The organism is Allobosea sp. GW823-FHT01F03, assembly GCF_058798075.1.
In genome coordinates this window covers 5521526-5536733 of record NZ_CM179505.1, presented here as the reverse complement: position 1 = coordinate 5536733, position 15208 = coordinate 5521526, and the positions used below count along the sequence as shown (strand labels likewise).

The 15208-nt window shown below is 65.0% G+C and carries 12 protein-coding genes; 2 read left to right on the top strand and 10 right to left on the bottom strand.

Annotation, left to right across the window (positions count from 1 at the left end; all coding sequences use genetic code 11):
• Position 1: 1 nt before the first annotated feature.
• From AC3RCC_RS26425 to AC3RCC_RS26400, 6 genes are read right to left on the bottom strand one after another with little or no spacing between them, the layout of a single operon-like run.
• The gene (locus AC3RCC_RS26425) at positions 2–1369 is read right to left on the bottom strand and encodes a GntR family transcriptional regulator (RefSeq protein WP_291640564.1); all 1368 of its coding nucleotides are present in this window, start codon (positions 1367–1369) and stop codon (positions 2–4) included.
• A gap of 2 nt (positions 1370–1371) precedes the next feature.
• Positions 1372–2820, bottom strand: a complete 1449-nt coding sequence (locus AC3RCC_RS26420) for an amidohydrolase family protein (RefSeq protein ID WP_492257116.1) — start codon at positions 2818–2820, stop codon at positions 1372–1374.
• 17 nt (positions 2821–2837) lie between these two features.
• Positions 2838–4040 carry an ABC transporter ATP-binding protein gene (locus tag AC3RCC_RS26415; RefSeq protein ID WP_492257115.1) on the bottom strand — a complete coding sequence of 401 codons (1203 nt, stop codon included), beginning with the start codon at positions 4038–4040 and terminating at the stop codon, positions 2838–2840.
• A complete protein-coding gene (locus tag AC3RCC_RS26410; protein WP_291640570.1) occupies positions 4040–5191 on the bottom strand; it encodes an ABC transporter substrate-binding protein in 1152 nt (383 codons plus the stop codon). The genes AC3RCC_RS26415 and AC3RCC_RS26410 overlap by 1 nt, the downstream gene beginning before the upstream one ends.
• Before the next feature lie 30 nt (positions 5192–5221).
• Positions 5222–6058: an ABC transporter permease gene (locus tag AC3RCC_RS26405; protein WP_291640572.1), complete on the bottom strand. Its 837-nt coding sequence runs from the start codon at positions 6056–6058 to the stop codon at positions 5222–5224.
• Positions 6055–6915 carry an ABC transporter permease gene (locus tag AC3RCC_RS26400; RefSeq protein WP_492257114.1) on the bottom strand — a complete coding sequence of 287 codons (861 nt, stop codon included), beginning with the start codon at positions 6913–6915 and terminating at the stop codon, positions 6055–6057. Before AC3RCC_RS26400 ends, AC3RCC_RS26405 begins: the two co-directional genes overlap by 4 nt.
• A 329-nt stretch (positions 6916–7244) precedes the next feature.
• Here AC3RCC_RS26400 and AC3RCC_RS26395 point away from each other — a divergent pair, with 329 nt between their 5' ends.
• Entirely contained in the window at positions 7245–9653 is a 2409-nt protein-coding gene (locus AC3RCC_RS26395; RefSeq protein ID WP_492258839.1) for a xanthine dehydrogenase family protein molybdopterin-binding subunit, read from the top strand.
• Between the two features lie 121 nt (positions 9654–9774).
• On the top strand, positions 9775–11010 hold the full coding sequence (locus tag AC3RCC_RS26390) for a M20/M25/M40 family metallo-hydrolase (RefSeq protein WP_492257113.1): 1236 nt from the start codon (positions 9775–9777) through the stop codon (positions 11008–11010).
• Between the two features lie 163 nt (positions 11011–11173).
• On the opposite strand, the gene AC3RCC_RS26385 is transcribed toward AC3RCC_RS26390, so the two are convergent.
• The 4 genes from AC3RCC_RS26385 to AC3RCC_RS26370 form a co-directional block, all read right to left on the bottom strand.
• Positions 11174–13375, bottom strand: a complete 2202-nt coding sequence (locus AC3RCC_RS26385) for a xanthine dehydrogenase family protein molybdopterin-binding subunit (protein ID WP_492257112.1) — start codon at positions 13373–13375, stop codon at positions 11174–11176.
• A gap of 2 nt (positions 13376–13377) precedes the next feature.
• Positions 13378–14388 (bottom strand): FAD binding domain-containing protein, encoded by a 1011-nt coding sequence (locus AC3RCC_RS26380; protein WP_492257111.1) that lies wholly within the window; start codon positions 14386–14388, stop codon positions 13378–13380.
• Complete coding sequence (locus tag AC3RCC_RS26375; RefSeq protein WP_492257110.1) at positions 14375–14806, bottom strand: (2Fe-2S)-binding protein; 432 nt, start codon at positions 14804–14806, stop codon at positions 14375–14377. The genes AC3RCC_RS26380 and AC3RCC_RS26375 overlap by 14 nt, the downstream gene beginning before the upstream one ends.
• Positions 14807–14931: 125 nt before the next feature.
• Complete coding sequence (locus AC3RCC_RS26370) at positions 14932–15183, bottom strand: hypothetical protein (protein ID WP_291640582.1); 252 nt, start codon at positions 15181–15183, stop codon at positions 14932–14934.
• Positions 15184–15208: the final 25 nt, after the last annotated feature.

Sequence of the window (15208 nt, the reverse complement as noted above, 5' to 3'; positions counted from 1 at the left end):
ATCATCTCCATATCTCACGCCGTTGGTGCATCACGCGCGCGACTTCTGCGACGAAGCGGATCGCCCCCAGGCCGGCCTCGGCCTCGTCGCCCCGGACCACGGCCCTCAGCATGCTGAGCTGAGCCCGCACGACGTCGAGGTCGGGAGCGGAACGCTTGCGGAAATACAGGGCTCGCGACAGGCCATGGACCGGAGCGATCGCGTCCGCCAGGAAGACGTTTCCAGCAGCCTTCAGGAGCAGCGTCTTGGCACTCTGGTCGAGCGTAATGGCCGAGCCGTTCTCGTAATCGGTCACGCCGTCGATGCCTTCCACCACCTCCGCGAGCCGCTGGCGGTCCTCGCGGCTGGCATGCCGCGCAGCCAGCCGGCAGAGCATGCTTTCGAGCGGGCGGCGTGCCTCGGTCAGGCGCGACAGATCGTAGGCGTCGAAATTCGTGACCAGGAGCCCGCGCCGCGGCACGATCGTGACGAGCCGATGCGCCGCGAGGCGCTGCAAGGCCTCGCGCACCGGCGTCCGTCCGAGCCCGAGCTCCTGGCTCAGCTGCCCTTCGCTGAGGAGCTCGTCGACGGCGTAGGCGCCGGTGACGATCTTCCATTCGATCAGGTCGTAGGCCCTGTCCGCCAGCCGGAGCTCGATATCGGCGATCTCGGAGTGTTCATCCGTGCGTGCGCCGACCGGCTTGCCCACCTCTGCTCCGAACCGTGCCAGTGCTTCGATGAAGGCATCGCTGGCTCTTCCTGCGGCATCCGCATCGCCCCGCGCGATGTGGTCGATCAGAGCCGCCTGGGCCAGGCCGACCGCGCGCACCGGCTCGACAGCCTGCGCGAAATAGAAGCGACGGGCGAGGCCGTAGAGCGGCCGCACGGCGGCGCTCAGGAACTGGTTCTCGCAGATCTCCATCTCGAGCAGCTTGAAGCGCCGGTCCATCTCGAGCGCCTTGGCCAGATCGCCGGATTCCACGGCCTCGCGAAGCCCCGCCGCCAGCTGGTGCAGCGACTGGCGCTGAGGCCAGCTGGCGGTCAGCGCGACATTGCTGACGATGACCCGCTCGACCTCGCGGCGCAGGCTCAGCCCAGCCATGTACTGATCGATGTCGATCGCGCTGACGCGGGCGCCCTTGCGCTGGATGATCGTGACGAGCCTTTCCCGAGCCAGACGCTGGAGCGCCTCGCGCACGGGGGTGCGCCCGATGCCGATCGCCTTGCTGAGCGACGCCTCCGAGAGCAGGGCACCGGGCGGGATCTCGCCGACGATGAGCTGCTTCTCGATCAGGTTATAGGCGACCGTCGTCAGCGACGCGCGGGGCTCGGGCTCCTCGCCGGCGAGATCGCCCGCCTGATCGACCATTCTCTGGCGGGGCTTCGTCACCGTCAGAGATCGCTGCAGGCGTAGGTTCTCGGCGAGACTTCGGCGGCCGTACGCTGCCGGCGGTCCCGGTTGGGCATGTCCGCGACCACGCGTTCCTGGATTTCCGCTACCGTTTCCGCCTGCCGCTTATGGTCGATCGTCAGAACCTCGCCATCTCCGACCACCTTCCTGCCGCCGACATACACGTCCTTCACCGCCCGATCGCAGGCGCTGAAGATCAGGCTGCGGAGCGGATCGTAGAGCGGCTGCATGATCGGATTGGTCAGGTCGACGACGACGATGTCCGCTTTCGCACCGGCCGCCAGACGGCCGATATCGTCGCGCTGCAGCGCCCTGGCGCCGCCGATGGTGGCGGCATCGAAGACATCGGCGGTGGTCGCGGAGAACATGTGCTGGTCCGCGACGCGGGACATGATCGCCGCCTGGCGCATCTCCTCCAGCATGTTGTGCGGGTCGCAATCGGTGCCGATGCCGACATTGATGCCGGCCCGGCGGTAGCGGCCGAGGCTCTCCAGCGTGACGCCTAGCCGGCTCAGCACCACCGGGCAATGCGACACGGACGATCCGGAACGCGCCAGGATGTCCAGATCGGTGCGCGTGTGCCAATGCACCCAGGAATGATGGTCGAGGATCGCGCCATGCCCGATGATGGTGGTCGGTCCCAGGACGCCGATCGTCTCCAGCCACTGGATCGATGTCAGCCCGGTGCGGCGCACCATCTCGTGGAATTCCATCACGGACATCGCCGCGTGCAGATGGTAGGGCCAGCCCCGTTCCCCTGCCAGCTGATGGGCCTCGCGCAGCAATTCCGGCGTGCAGGTATCGACCGACATCGGCGACATCATCGGCGTCAGGCGTCCGGAGCTGCTGGCCTCGGTCTCCGCCAGGACCTCCTTCGCCTTCCGGTAGGCCGACTGCCCGCCATCGGGCGCCCAGCGGTATTCGAGCTGGTGCGGGCTGACCGCCGCGATCGAGGCGCAATCGAAGAGCGGCGAGATCGAGGCGCGGATGCCGGAGCTTTCGACGCCCTCCACCCAGCCCGGGAAAGGGTAGGACATGTCGACATAGGTGGTGACGCCGCTCAGCAGCAATTCGCAATGCGCGAGCTTGCTGACATGCCGCCGCGTCTCGGCGGGCGGGATGAACAGGCCCCACCCCTCGTAGAGCCCGCTGAAGAAGAAGTTGGGATTGCCCAGCTCCTCCCGGACGCCGCGATAGGCCGGCATCGTCGAGGAGTGGTTGTGGATGTCGACCAGCCCGGGCATCAGGCACAGGCCGCTTCCGGGCAGCTCCTCGTCGCACTGTCCCTCGAAGCGGCCGGGACCGGCGAACAGGATCGTATCGCCTCGAAACGCGACGTCGGCGTTGCGATGATAGCGATGGCCGGCAGCGGCGGAATCCCAGCCGATCACCCAGTCGGCTCCACGAAAGCAAACGGTCTTTTCAGTCACGCTCCGTCCTTCCTCGCTCAACTGACGCCGAGAATCGCGCATGCATCGCGGGCGACCGTGATGAAGACCCTTGTGCCGGGCCTCAGCAGGTCCCCGGCTCCGGCTCCGTCCTCGCGGGAGGTCCGTTGCGAGAGCTTGAAATTCGTACCGCCGACATCGACGACATATTGCGTGTCGTCGCCGAGATAGCTGGAGTCGACGATGCTGCCCGCAAGGCGATTGCCGGGGAGCGCCGCGTCGCGCGGCTCGCTGACGCTCAGTTTCATGTCCGAACCGCGGATCACGACATCGGCCCTGTCGCCGGCGCGTACCGGCATCTGGCGCGTCTCCCCGCCGGGAACCGCCCACAGCTCGGTGCCGTTATCCAGTCGAACGCGCCATTGTCCGCTCGTATCCGCGGCGCTCTCCAGGACCTCGCAGCCGCAGATATTGGCCTGGCCGAGGAAGCCGGCGACGAAGGGGTTCCGCGGAAACCGATAGACCGATTTCGGATCGCCGATCTGCTGAACCACGCCCTGGTTCATCACGACGATCTCGTCGGACATCGCCAGTGCTTCCTGCTGGTCGTGCGTCACCAGGATCGTCGTCAGCCCGAGGGCCTTCTGGATCAGCTTGATCTCGACGCGCATATTGTCGCGCAAATTGGCGTCGAGCGCCGAAAGCGGCTCGTCGAGCAGCAGGACGTCCGGCTCGAAGACCACGGCGCGCGCCAGCGCGATGCGCTGCTGCTGGCCTCCGGACAGCTGGTTCGGATAGCGCTCCTCCATTCCCGGCAGGCGGACGACGTCGAGGGCCCGTTTGATTTTCGCCGCCATCTCCGCCTTGGCGACGCCGCGATATTTGAGGCCGAAGCCGATATTCTCGGCGACCGTCTTGTGCGGGAACAGCGCGTAGTTCTGGAAGACCAGCCCGATATTGCGCTTATGGATCGCGACATTGCCGACGGAGCGCCCGTTGATCGCGATCTCCCCGCGCGACGCCGTCTCCAGGCCGGCGATCAGGCGCAGCAGCGTCGTCTTTCCGCAGCCGGACGGCCCGAGCAGGCTGGTCAGGCTGCCCTTGCGCAGCGAGAGGTTCACGTCGCGCACGGCGACGAACGAGCCGAAGGCCTTGGCGACGCCGTCGAGCCTGACGGCGTCAGGGGTTCCATCCGCAAACTGGGAGACAGCAGGTGGGCTCGCGCCCACCTGCGTCCGGTCGCGCGGGATCTGCGCATTCATCAGAAGCCCTTCTCGATGCGGGAATACATCGGCTTCCAGGACTTCTCGTTCTTCGTCCAGTAATCCGGATCGGAAACGGCGAACTTCGACAGGGTGCCGGTGGGGTCGAAATTCGGCAGCGCCTTGACCGCATCCGGCAGCGCGACCTTGGTCGGATCGAGCGTCGGCGGATAGAGCTGGGCCTCGGCGACGGCGATCAGGACCTGCGGATCGAGCAGGAAGTTCAGGAACTGCTCGCACGCCTCCACCGGCGCGCCTTTCAGGACCAGCAGGTCGGAGCCCCAGCAATACCCCTTCGAGTAATCGACGTAGCCGATGTCGCTGTTGCGCGCCATCAGGGCGGCGGCGCGGCCGGACCAGATGTCGCTCGCGTAAACCTCTTCCGATGCGAGCAACTCCGTCGATTCGGCTCCTGACCCCCAGTATTTCTTCACGAGGGAGCGGCTCTCGCGAACCTTCGCCCAGATCGCATCCATGTCCTTGATGTTGTTCGGATCCTGCTTGGTCTGGAGCGCCGCCGCCCAGATCCGGGTCTGGAAGTCGTTGTGCCCGCTCAGCTTGCCCTTGAGCTTCGGGTCGATCATCAGCATCTCGCGCTCGGCGCTGGCGCGCTCGGGCGAGATGTACTTCTTGTTATAGGCGATGCCGGTGTTGCCATAGCTGTAGGGGATCGCGGACAGGCCGTTCGGCGTGACCTTCCGGAACGGGTCGATGGCCGCGGCCATGACATGCTTCAGATTGGGAATGTTGTTCTCGTTGAGAACCACGCCGAAGCCCGCATCGGTCCAGCGCTTGTACCAGGCGATGCCGGCCGAATTGACCACGTGGAAGTCGCCGGGACGTCCGGCGCGTGCCTGGGTGAGGATCTCTTCCTCGAGGCCGAAGGTGCCTTCGACGATCTTGATCTGCGTGGCCTTCTCGAATTGCGCGATGCCGGTCTTGCGCATCGCCTCCTGGGCCACGCCTCCCCAGGCGTGGAACTTGATCTCCTTGACCCCAGCTTGAGCCATCGCGCGCAAGGGCCCGCCGGTGACGCCGGCTGCGAGCCCGGCAATCCCGACGAGTCCGAGGAAGCTCCGGCGATCGAGATCGCCGGCGAGAAAGCGGCTCTTGAGATGGTCCAGTTGCCGATAGTCCAACGGCTTGCTCATCCTCGTCCCCTTTTGTTTCTGGTTGGCGTCCTATGCGTGGGCAGCGGGCGCGGCCCTCGTCTGCCCGGCCAGGCGGTTCCCGATCGCGCCGGCCAGAACCGAAAGTCCGATCGTGATCACGATCATGACGGTTCCCAGGGCGTTGATCTCGGGACTGACCGAGTCCTTCAGCATCGCAAAGATCTGGGTCGGTACGGTCTCGATCCCTGCCGGCCGCCAGAACAGCGATGCGGTCAGGTTGTCGAAGGAGATCGTGAAGGAGAACAGCAGCGCCGCAACGATCGCGGGCAGGCTCAGCGGCAAGGTCACCTCGCGGAACACTGCGAAGGAGGATGCTCCGAGACTTGCCGCAGCCTCCTCATAGGTCCGCCCCAGGCCTGCGAGCCTGGCCTGCAGGACCAGCACGCCGAACGGCAGCGTCAGCAGCACATGGCCCATCAGGAGAAGCAGATAGGTCCGCGGCAGATCGAGCGCGCGCAGCAGCAGCAGCAGCCCGACTGCGAGAACCGTCTCCGGAATGAGCAGTGGCGCGATGACGAGAATGCCCATGGCCTTGCGCCCGGCCATGCGGTGGCGGGCGAGCGCCATGGCCGCGAGCAGCGCCACCAGCGTGCCGATGAAGGCGGTCAGCACGCCAAGAGTGAAGGACGTGACGAAGGCCCCGACGATCGCCTGATTTTCCCAAAGCTTGACGAACCAGCGCCAGGACAGCCCCTGCATCGGAAAGGAGCCGAAATCGGCGGCGTTGAACGACAGGATCACGACCACGACGATCGGCGCGAACAGGAAGACGTAGACCAGGGCGGTGATGGCCTTGAGGAGGAGCCAGCCCCAGGACTGCTCCGGGCTGGTCGCGGGAGAGATCATGCCAGCCCCCGGGCCAGGCGTTCGAGCCCGAAATAGCGATTATAGAGCACGGTCAGGGCAGCCAGGATCATCACCAGCGCGACCGCCAGCGTCGAGCCCATCGGCCAGTTGATCTCGACCATCGTCGTGCTGAAGATCAGGTTGCCGAACAGGAAATCCCCTGGTCCGCCCAGGATGATCGGGGTGACATAGGCTCCCGCGGCCAGGACGAAGGCGAGCAGCGCGCCGGTCGCCACCCCCGGCATCGCGAGCGGCAAGGTGACCTCGCGGAAGACGGCGAAAGGTGGCGCGCCGAGCGTGCGCGCCACGGCAGGGAGGTTCCGGTCGCTGGCCTCGATCGCCACGAAGATGTTGAGGATGGTGAAGGGCAAGATGAAGTGTGTAAGGCCGATGATCACGGCCGCTTCATTGTAGAGCATCTCGAAAGGGGTTCCGATCAGGCCTGCCCATAGCAGGAAGGAGTTGATCGCCCCTCGCACGCCGAGGACATGGATCCACGACATCGTGCGAATGACGAAGCTGATCCAGAACGGCAAGAGGAGCATCAGCATAAGCAGCCAGCGATAGCGCGCATTGGCCTGGGCGATGACATAGGCCGGAACAAATCCGACAACGACGCTGACCACCGTCGTGATCAAAGCAACGCGGGCCGTCTTCCATAAGGCATAATAGTAATAATTATCGGTGAGGAAGTCTATCCAGTTCTGAAGGCCAAGTTCGGCGCGGTCGACGCCGATGTCTACATACAGAAACAATGTGTAGATCACCATGATCAGCATGGGGATCACGAGCAGCACACTCAGCAATATCAGGGCCGGTGCCATTAGCAGCCAGGGCCGTACGGATGTGGCGCTCAAGGTCCATCCCTCTTGTTGACATATTAGAAATGCCACAATCAATGCAGGCTGGCATCGACGCTTGCCGCTGTCAATCGGCTATTTTTTCCGAATTACCTGCACTAATAATGCATCCAGTGTAGAGATTTGGCATTTTGAGGCTATACACGTGGAAAATGCACGGCTAGCTTCTAATATGTCAGTGCGTGGCCGATGCGGTGCGGCGCTGGCCTCATTCAGAGCGCGGCGGGCTGCGGAATATGCTGAAGGGAGCTTTCGATGCCGGGGTCGGGCCGGAGGGGCGGGCCGAGATGCCGGTCGGCGGAGATGCGCACCCTCGACCAGCCGCCATGCCGGAGACCTTGCCGGACTCCGCTGCCCTGCACGGGCACCCGCAGGGCATAGGCGTCAGTGTCCGCAGGGTCGAGGATCAGCGCTTCGTCACCGGCCGCGGACGTTATGTTGACGATCTGGCGACGCCCGGGGCGTATTTTGCCGCCTTCGTGCGCTCTCCGCATGCCCATGCCCGGCTGAGGCACATCGACGTTTCCGTTGCGGCCGCATCGCCCGGCGTAAGGGCCGTCTTCACCGGCGCCGACCTCGTCGCAGCAGGGGTCGGCTGCATGCCCTGCGGCTGGTTTTTGCGGGACCGGCATGGCGAAGCCATGGCGGAGCCGCGGCGCTATCCCCTCACGATCGACAAGGTCCGCCATGTCGGCGATCCGGTCGCCGTCGTCATCGCCGATAGCGTTTTCGCGGCGCATGATGCCGCCGAGGCGGTCAGCATCGATTTCGAGGTTCTGCCGGCCGTGACCCTCGGCAGCGAGGCCTCCGCGCCGGGAGCGCCGCTGGTTTGGGACGATGTCGGGAGCAATATCTGCTGCGACTGGGAACTCGGCGACCGGGCAGCCGTGGACGAAGCCTTCGGCGGCGCGTCGCATGTCACCCGCATCGCCCTCGACAATAACCGCCTGATCGCGAACCCGATGGAGCCGCGTGCGGTGGTGGCTTCATTCGATCGTGCGACGGGCGACTACGTCCTGCATACGACGAGCCAGAATCCACATCTCGTGCGCGCGGTGCTGTGCAACGCCATTCTCGGCATCTCGGAGACGCGCCTGCGCGTCGTCTCGCCGGATGTCGGGGGCGGTTTCGGCACCAAGGCGTCGCTCTACCCTGAGGAGACGGTCCTGACATGGGCGGCGGGGCAGCTCGGCGGAACGGTTCGCTGGACCGGCACCCGCTCCGAGGGCTTCCAGACCGACGTCCAGGGCCGCGCCCACGAGACCGTGGCCGAGATGGCGCTGGGGCCGGACGGAACCTTCCTGGCTCTGCGCGTGATGACCCATGCGAATGTCGGCGCCTATCTTTCGACCGGCTCGACCGCGATCCCGAGCTACTACTATGCCCCGCTGTTATGCGGGCCGTATCGAACGCCGGCGGTCTACTGCAATGTCGCCATCTGTTTCACCAACACCACGAGCGTCGATGCCTATCGCGGAGCCGGACGGCCCGAGGCCACCTATCTGCTGGAACGCCTGATCGACAAGGCAGCCTGGGAGACCGGCATCGACCGTGTCGCCCTGCGGCGTCGGAACCTGATCGAGCCGGATCAGTTCCCGTACCGCACGCCCCTCGGCCTCGAATACGATTCCGGCGATCATCACCGGACCTTGCAGCTGGCGCTGGAGGCGTCCGATTGGTCGAGCTTCCCCGCTCGCAAACGGAAGGCGGCACGGCGCGGCAAGCTGCGCGGCATCGGCGTTTCGACCTATGTCGAGGTCGCAGGTGGCACGCCTTCCAGGGTGAGCGGAGCGATGGGCAGCCGCGGCGGACGGGCGGAGGCGGCGCAGATTCGCGTGCATCCCGGCGGCGACGTGACCGTGTTCAGCGGCACGCACAGCCACGGTCAGGGTCACGAGACGACATTCGCGCAGATCGTCGCCGAGCGCCTGGGCATTCCGCTCGCTCGGGTGAAGATCGTTCAGGGCGATACCGAGAAGGTGCCGTTCGGCCGCGGCACCATCGCGTCGCGCTCGCTCGTCATCGGCGGCTCGGCGATCCTTGCCGGTCTCGACAAGATCATCCGGAAGGGTGCGAAGATCGCCGCGCATCTGCTCGAGGCGAGCGCAGCCGACATCGTCTATGAGAACGGCGAATTCCGTGTGCGCGGAACCGACAGATCCAAGAGCTTCGCCGGGATCGCGAGCGCCGCCTATCAACTGCACGATTTTCCGATCGCGGAGCTCGAGCCCGGGCTGGACGAGACCGCGTTCTACGATCCCCAGAACTGGACCTTTCCCGGGGGCTGTCACGTCTGCGAGGTCGAGATCGATCCCGAAACCGGCGCCGTCCGGATCGAGCGCATGGTCGCAGCCGACGATCTCGGGCGGATCATCAACCCGATGATCGTCGAGGGCCAGATCCATGGCGGGCTGGCGCAGGGCATCGGCCAGGCGCTGTTCGAATCCTGCATCCACGACGAGGCCGGGCAGCTGCTCACCGGCTCGTTCATGGACTACCAGATGCCCCGCGCCAGCGATCTGCCGAGCTTCACGGTCCTGACCCACGGCACGGATTGCGCGCATAACCCGCTCAAAGCCAAGGGGTGCGCCGAGGTCGGATCGGTCGGGTCACCGCCAGCGATCGTGAATGCCGTCATTGACGCTTTGAGGGGGGCCGGCGTCACCTCCGTGGACATGCCTGCGACCCCGGCGGCCATCTGGCGCGCGCTGCAGGCCGCGAAGGCCCGTTCGTGACGCGCTGCCCGCCAAGACATCGCGCATCTCGTCGATGGTGCCTCGACCGGCCCGGCGGCAGGATGCCGGTCGCGGCTCCTCTGGCCGACCGCTCCGCCGCATGCCCGATCCGAGGAATGTCATGACCAGCGTTCGCGACCAGATCCTGGCATGGATCGAACAGGACGAGGACAGGATCATCGAGTTCTTTTCCGGCCTCGTGCGGTGCAAATCACCAAATCCACCGGGCGATACCCGGGAGGCGATGGATTTCGTCCAGGCCCATCTGGCGCAGGAAGGATTGCCTTTCAGAGAGGTCAACGCGCGGGAGGACTGGCCGAATCTGATCTCGTCGGTCGAAATGCCGCGAGCCGGGCGCCACCTGATGTTCAACGGCCATCTTGATGTCTTTCCCGTCAGCAATCAGCCCGGCTGGACCGATGATCCGTGGAGCGGCAAGGTCGCCGACGGACGCGTCTGGGGCCGTGGTACCGGAGACATGAAGGCCGGGCTTACCGCGTCGATCTTCGCCTTCACCTATCTCGCGCGCTTGCGTGAGCGCTTCGGCGGCAAGGTCTCGCTGACAATCGTGTCGGACGAGGAGAACGGCGGTAAGTTCGGCGTCGGCCACATGTTTCAAGCGATCAGATCCGAAATGGACGCAGATTTCGTCCTCAGCGGCGAGTCGACCACCCCGCGCGGCGTGAGCTTCGGCGGCAAGGGCAACGTACAGTTCTCGGTGAAAGTCGCCACGCCCGGTGCGCATGCGAGCGCGCCTTTCAAAAGCGCCAACGCCATTCGCATCGCGACCGACATCATTCGCGACCTCGACGCGCTGGCCGAGCTGCCGGTCGAGATGCCGCCGGAACTCGTCGAAACGCTCGATGATCCCGAAGTCCGCGCATTGCTCGGCCCGGGGGCCGAAGCCATGCGCCGGATCACGCTCAATGTCGGCACCATACGGGGTGGCGCCAAGGTGAACGTGATCGCATCCGACTGCCTTTTCGAGTTCGAGGCGCGCATACCGATCGGGCTGGATCCGCAAGCCATCGTCGCGAAAGCAGAGGCGATCGTCGGTCGTTATCCGGAAGCGGCGATCGTTCATGTCGCAATGTCCGCACCGGATTATTGCAATCCGACGGGCGAACTCGCGCGCATCCTTCAGGACACCGTCGAGGGTCTCGGGCGCCTCCGCCCCGTAATGTTTCCCGCCGCCGCCCTGTCGGATTGCAAATATTGGCGGGATGCGGGGATCCCGGCCTATTGGTACGGCCCAACGCCGGTCGCAGGCACCGCCAACGAGTCGGTTTCGATCGATGAATTGCTCAATCTGGTCCGGACGCATGCATTGGCCGCTGCGACCTATCTCAGCGGTTGAGCCGGTTCATTCGGCACGTTGCCAGCCATCTTCGGCTGTGAACGGACAACGCCACCAGCCCTGAGAGATTGGCGACCGCCTCTAGCAGCGCCCGATGCCGGGGGCTCCGTTCGCGAAGCCTGAGGCGGAGCTCGTAGGGGGCTGCCGCTCAATGGTGGCCGAGCTATGCTCTGCGAACGATATCGGCCGGGGTGATCGGCAGGTTGCGGACCCGTTTGCCGGTGGCGTTGAATACCGCATTCGCGATCGCCGCCGCAGCGCCCGGCAAGCCGATCTCGCCGAGCCCTCGCGCCCCGAATTCATTGAAGCGCTCGTCCGCTCCGTTCACGAAAACAACCTTGATGTCGGGGACGTCGGCATGCACGGGAACCGCATAGTCGGCGAGGTTGTCGTTCACCAAACGGCCCCTGACAGGATGAAACTCGCCCTTTTCCATCAGGGCCATGCCGATCCCGAAGATGATGCCTCCCTTGATCTGGCTCGCTGCCGTTTTGGGGTTGACGATCGTCCCGCAATCGAGCGCGCTGACGAACCTCGTCACCCTGACGCGGCCGAGTTCCTCGTCGACCCTGACCTCCGCGAAATGGGCTCCGAACGAGTAGAAGCTCAGATTCTGCCCCGTCGGCATGCCGGTCGAACTCCCTTCGACGACGAGCTCGCTCGAGCCGGCCGCCGCGAGAATCTCGAACGGGGATCGGTTGGAGTCGGGGGCGATGCTGTGGGTGCGATCCATGGCTTGAAGCCGATCGAGGAGCGCGCGGCAAGCATTCGCGGCAGCCGGGAGGACACTGGCGGTGGATTTCGATCGCCCCGCCGTCGGCGCGTTGGGAAAATCCGAGCTGGCCAAGCTGACCACCAGGTCCTCCAGCGGCCAGCCGAGCGCGTCGGCGACGGTCTGCGCCAGGATCGTATACATGCCGGTGCCGATATCGGTTGCCGATGTTTCGATCACGAGAGGGCCGTCCTGGCGCAGGCGCAAGCGAACGGTCGCAGCCAGCGCCGGGGCCGGATAGGCTGTGGTCGCCATGCCGAAGCCGATGAGTTCGCTCTTCGACCGCATGGAGCGCGGTGGCGTGAAGCCATGCTCCCAGCCGAAGGCGGCGCTGCCTTGCTCGTAGCAGTCTTCCAGACGGTTCGCGGACCAGTCGCGCGCATGATAGGCGTCGTGCGACGCAAAATTGCGCCGGCGCAGCGCGATCGGGTCCATCTGCATGCGATGCGCTAGTTCGTCCAAGGCGCATTCCAACGCAAATGAACCGGGCGTTTCGCCTGGCCCGCGGAACACCGTCGGTGACGGGATATTCTTGCGCGTGACATAGTGACGGACGTCGAGATCGGCAGTCTCGTACAGCATCAGGGAATTGAGGCCGCAGGGCTCGAAGAAATTGCCCCGAATCGAGGTCGGCACCCAGGAGACATGCGAAAGACCATTCAGCCTGCCATCCCCGCCGGCTCTGAGGTCCACGTCCTGATGCGTGACCGAGCGGTGACCTGAAGCGACGACCATGTCCGCTCTGCTGAGTTGGACGCGGATCGGCCTGCGCAAGGCCCGCGAGATATGAGCCGCCAGAGCCTGATGCGGCCACATCTGGTTCTTGGCGCCGAAGCCACCTCCAACATAGGAAGAGACGACCCGGACCCTCTCCGTCGGCACCTTCAGGGAGCGGGCGATGAATTCGCGTGCCGCCCAGACGCCTTGCGTCGAGTCGAACACGGTAACGCCGTCGTCCTGCCAATCCGCGACCGTCGCGGATGTTTCCATGGGATGGTGAAACTGTACGGGCGTGACATAGGTTTCGCGGATCGCGGCCTGGTCGGAGCGGCTGGACTCGGGCCCGGAGCGCTGCACATGCATGTCCGCGCCGAAGAAGAAGCTCGGCGAAAGGAAGCGGTCGCTGTCCTTGTCGAGTTCCGTCGAGGCCGGGTCTTCGACGTACTCCGCGGTGACGAGCAGCGCTGCCTCTCGCGCCGCTTCCAGTGTTTCGGCGACGACCAACGCAATCCATTGACCGGCGAAGACGATCTCGGAGCCGGTCAATGGCTGATACAGGGGCTGTGCGGTCGGCTCGGCTTCCGCCAAGGCCGTTCGCCCGAGCGCCTCGGCGCTCAAGTTCCACGATGCGTTCTCCGGCCCCCAATCCAAAGCCTCGGCCGCGTTGCAGTGCGTATAGATCGCGATCACCCCATCGACCGCCTCTGCCTCGGCGACCGCGACCCGCATGATCCTGCCGGCGGCAATGGGGCTTCTGACTGCCCAGGCATAGGCTTGGTTCGGAAGGCGGCGGTCTGCGGCGTAAGCCGCCCGGCCTGTCACCTTCAACGCCCCCTCGATCCGAGAGCGAGGCTCGCCGAGATGTTTTGGCATTGCTACTCCGCTGATGATCCGCGTGCGGTCACGTCGTCCCGCGCTCGATCCGGATCGAGGCAACGGTGGATCGCCCCGCGTGCCAGATCGAGCTTGTAGGCATTGTCCTTCGTCGGGCTGGCTGCCGCGAGCAGGGCGTCGCAGTAGCGCTCGATCGTTTGCCGCCCAATGGCCTTTCCGATCAGTTCGGCTTCCGCTGTCCGGTCGCGCCAGGGAACGCCCCCCAGCCCGCCCAGCGCTACGGCGACGTCGCGCACCACGCCCCCCTCGACGAGAATGGCCGATGCGATCGAGGCGCTGGCAAATTCATAGGAAGCGCGCCCGCGCAGCTTGAGATAGGTCGATGCCGCCGCAAGCTCGGAGCGCGGCAGAACGACCTGCGTGATCAGTTCGCCCGGGCACAGCACGGTCTCGATCTCGGGCGTCTCGGCGGGCAGGAGATAGAATTGCGAGATCGGCACGCTGCGCGGGCCGCTGGGCCCCACAAGGTGCACCTCGGCATCGAGGGCCAGCAGCGCGACTGCCAGATCCGAGGGGTTCACCGCCATGCACGAGGCGCTGACGCCGAGCACGGCATGATGCGCGTTGGAGCCGCTCGCGGCGGTGCAGCCCGATCCGGGCTGACGCTTGTTGCAGGGCCAGTCGGTCGACCGAAAATACGGACATCGCGTCCGCTGCATCAGGTTTCCGGCCAGGCTCGCCATGTTCCGGATCTGGCCGGAGGCACCGGCGAGGATGGCCTGCGAAACCGCCGGAAAGAGGCGTCCGACGGTCTCGTTCGACGCGATCTCGCTATTGCTGGCCAAAGCCCCGATGGACAGAGCGCTCTGCCCGAGCGTGATCGCCGCCAAAGGCAGGCTTCCGATGTCGACCAGCCTCGCCGGCGCTTCCACGCCGAGCTTCATCAGGTCGACGAGTGACGTGCCCCCTGCAAGTGCGCGGCTATCGGGGCGGCCCAGTTCCAGGAGCGCCTGCTCCAGGGTCACGGCGCGGATATAGTCAAAGGCTCGCATTGGCCTTCACGTCCATGATCGCATCGACGATGCCGTTATAGGCGCCGCACCGACAGATATTGCCGCTCATGAATTCCTGAATCTGGGGCCTCGTGCGAAGTTCAGGATCGGCTATCGCCTCCAGCGCAGACATGATTTGACCGGGCGTGCAGTAGCCGCACTGCAATGCGTCATGGTCCAGGAACGCCTGCTGGATCGGATGGAGGCCTCCCTCGCGCTCCACCCCCTCGATCGTGGTCACGCTACGGTCTGCGGCCGAGATCGCCAGTTTCAGACAGGACAGTATCCGCTTCCCGTCCAAGAGGACGGTGCAGGCGCCGCATTGCCCATGGTCGCATCCCTTCTTCGGCCCGGTCAGGGCGCAGTCTTCCCGCAGGAAATCCAACAGCGTTCGACGGGGGTCGACCTCGGCTTCCATTCGGGAGCCGTTCACGGCGATGCTGAGGCGGATAGGGGACCTGGGATCTGGCATCGATTTCGGCTCGAAGGGATTGGGCTCAAATGAAGGGAGGCATCAGGGACTCGATGCCTCCCGACTAACCGTCAAGCGAGAAGGAGCTTCGCCGCCTGGAGCTTGCTCTTGATATCTTCGAGGCTTCCCTCGTACTCCCAGGTCTGAACGGTATCGTGCGGGCATTCGATGAAGATATACTTCTCGGTGAACGACAATATCCTGTCGAGCTTGATCACTTTCTCGACGAATTCACGCGGCGGGTGATCGGTCACGACCGGGTTCAGATCCTCATCATATCCGTGAAAAATCTTGTCGGCTTTGATGCGCGCCGTGATGTACATCGGTATTTGCTCCTGTCGGTGAGTT

Excerpts from the sequence above, each read along its gene's own strand:
- AC3RCC_RS26410 (WP_291640570.1), bottom strand. The coding sequence starts at position 5,191 with ATGAGCAAGCCGTTGGACTATCGGCAACTGGACCATCTCAAGAGCCGC.
- AC3RCC_RS26375 (WP_492257110.1), bottom strand. The coding sequence starts at position 14,806 with ATGGAAGCCGAGGTCGACCCCCGTCGAACGCTGTTGGATTTCCTGCGG.
- AC3RCC_RS26395 (WP_492258839.1), top strand. The coding sequence starts at position 7,245 with ATGCCGGAGACCTTGCCGGACTCCGCTGCCCTGCACGGGCACCCGCAG.
- AC3RCC_RS26415 (WP_492257115.1), bottom strand. The coding sequence starts at position 4,040 with ATGAATGCGCAGATCCCGCGCGACCGGACGCAGGTGGGCGCGAGCCCA.
- AC3RCC_RS26370 (WP_291640582.1), bottom strand. The coding sequence starts at position 15,183 with ATGTACATCACGGCGCGCATCAAAGCCGACAAGATTTTTCACGGATAT.
- AC3RCC_RS26380 (WP_492257111.1), bottom strand. The coding sequence starts at position 14,388 with ATGCGAGCCTTTGACTATATCCGCGCCGTGACCCTGGAGCAGGCGCTC.
- AC3RCC_RS26385 (WP_492257112.1), bottom strand. The coding sequence starts at position 13,375 with ATGCCAAAACATCTCGGCGAGCCTCGCTCTCGGATCGAGGGGGCGTTG.
- AC3RCC_RS26405 (WP_291640572.1), bottom strand. The coding sequence starts at position 6,058 with ATGATCTCTCCCGCGACCAGCCCGGAGCAGTCCTGGGGCTGGCTCCTC.
- AC3RCC_RS26390 (WP_492257113.1), top strand. The coding sequence starts at position 9,775 with ATGACCAGCGTTCGCGACCAGATCCTGGCATGGATCGAACAGGACGAG.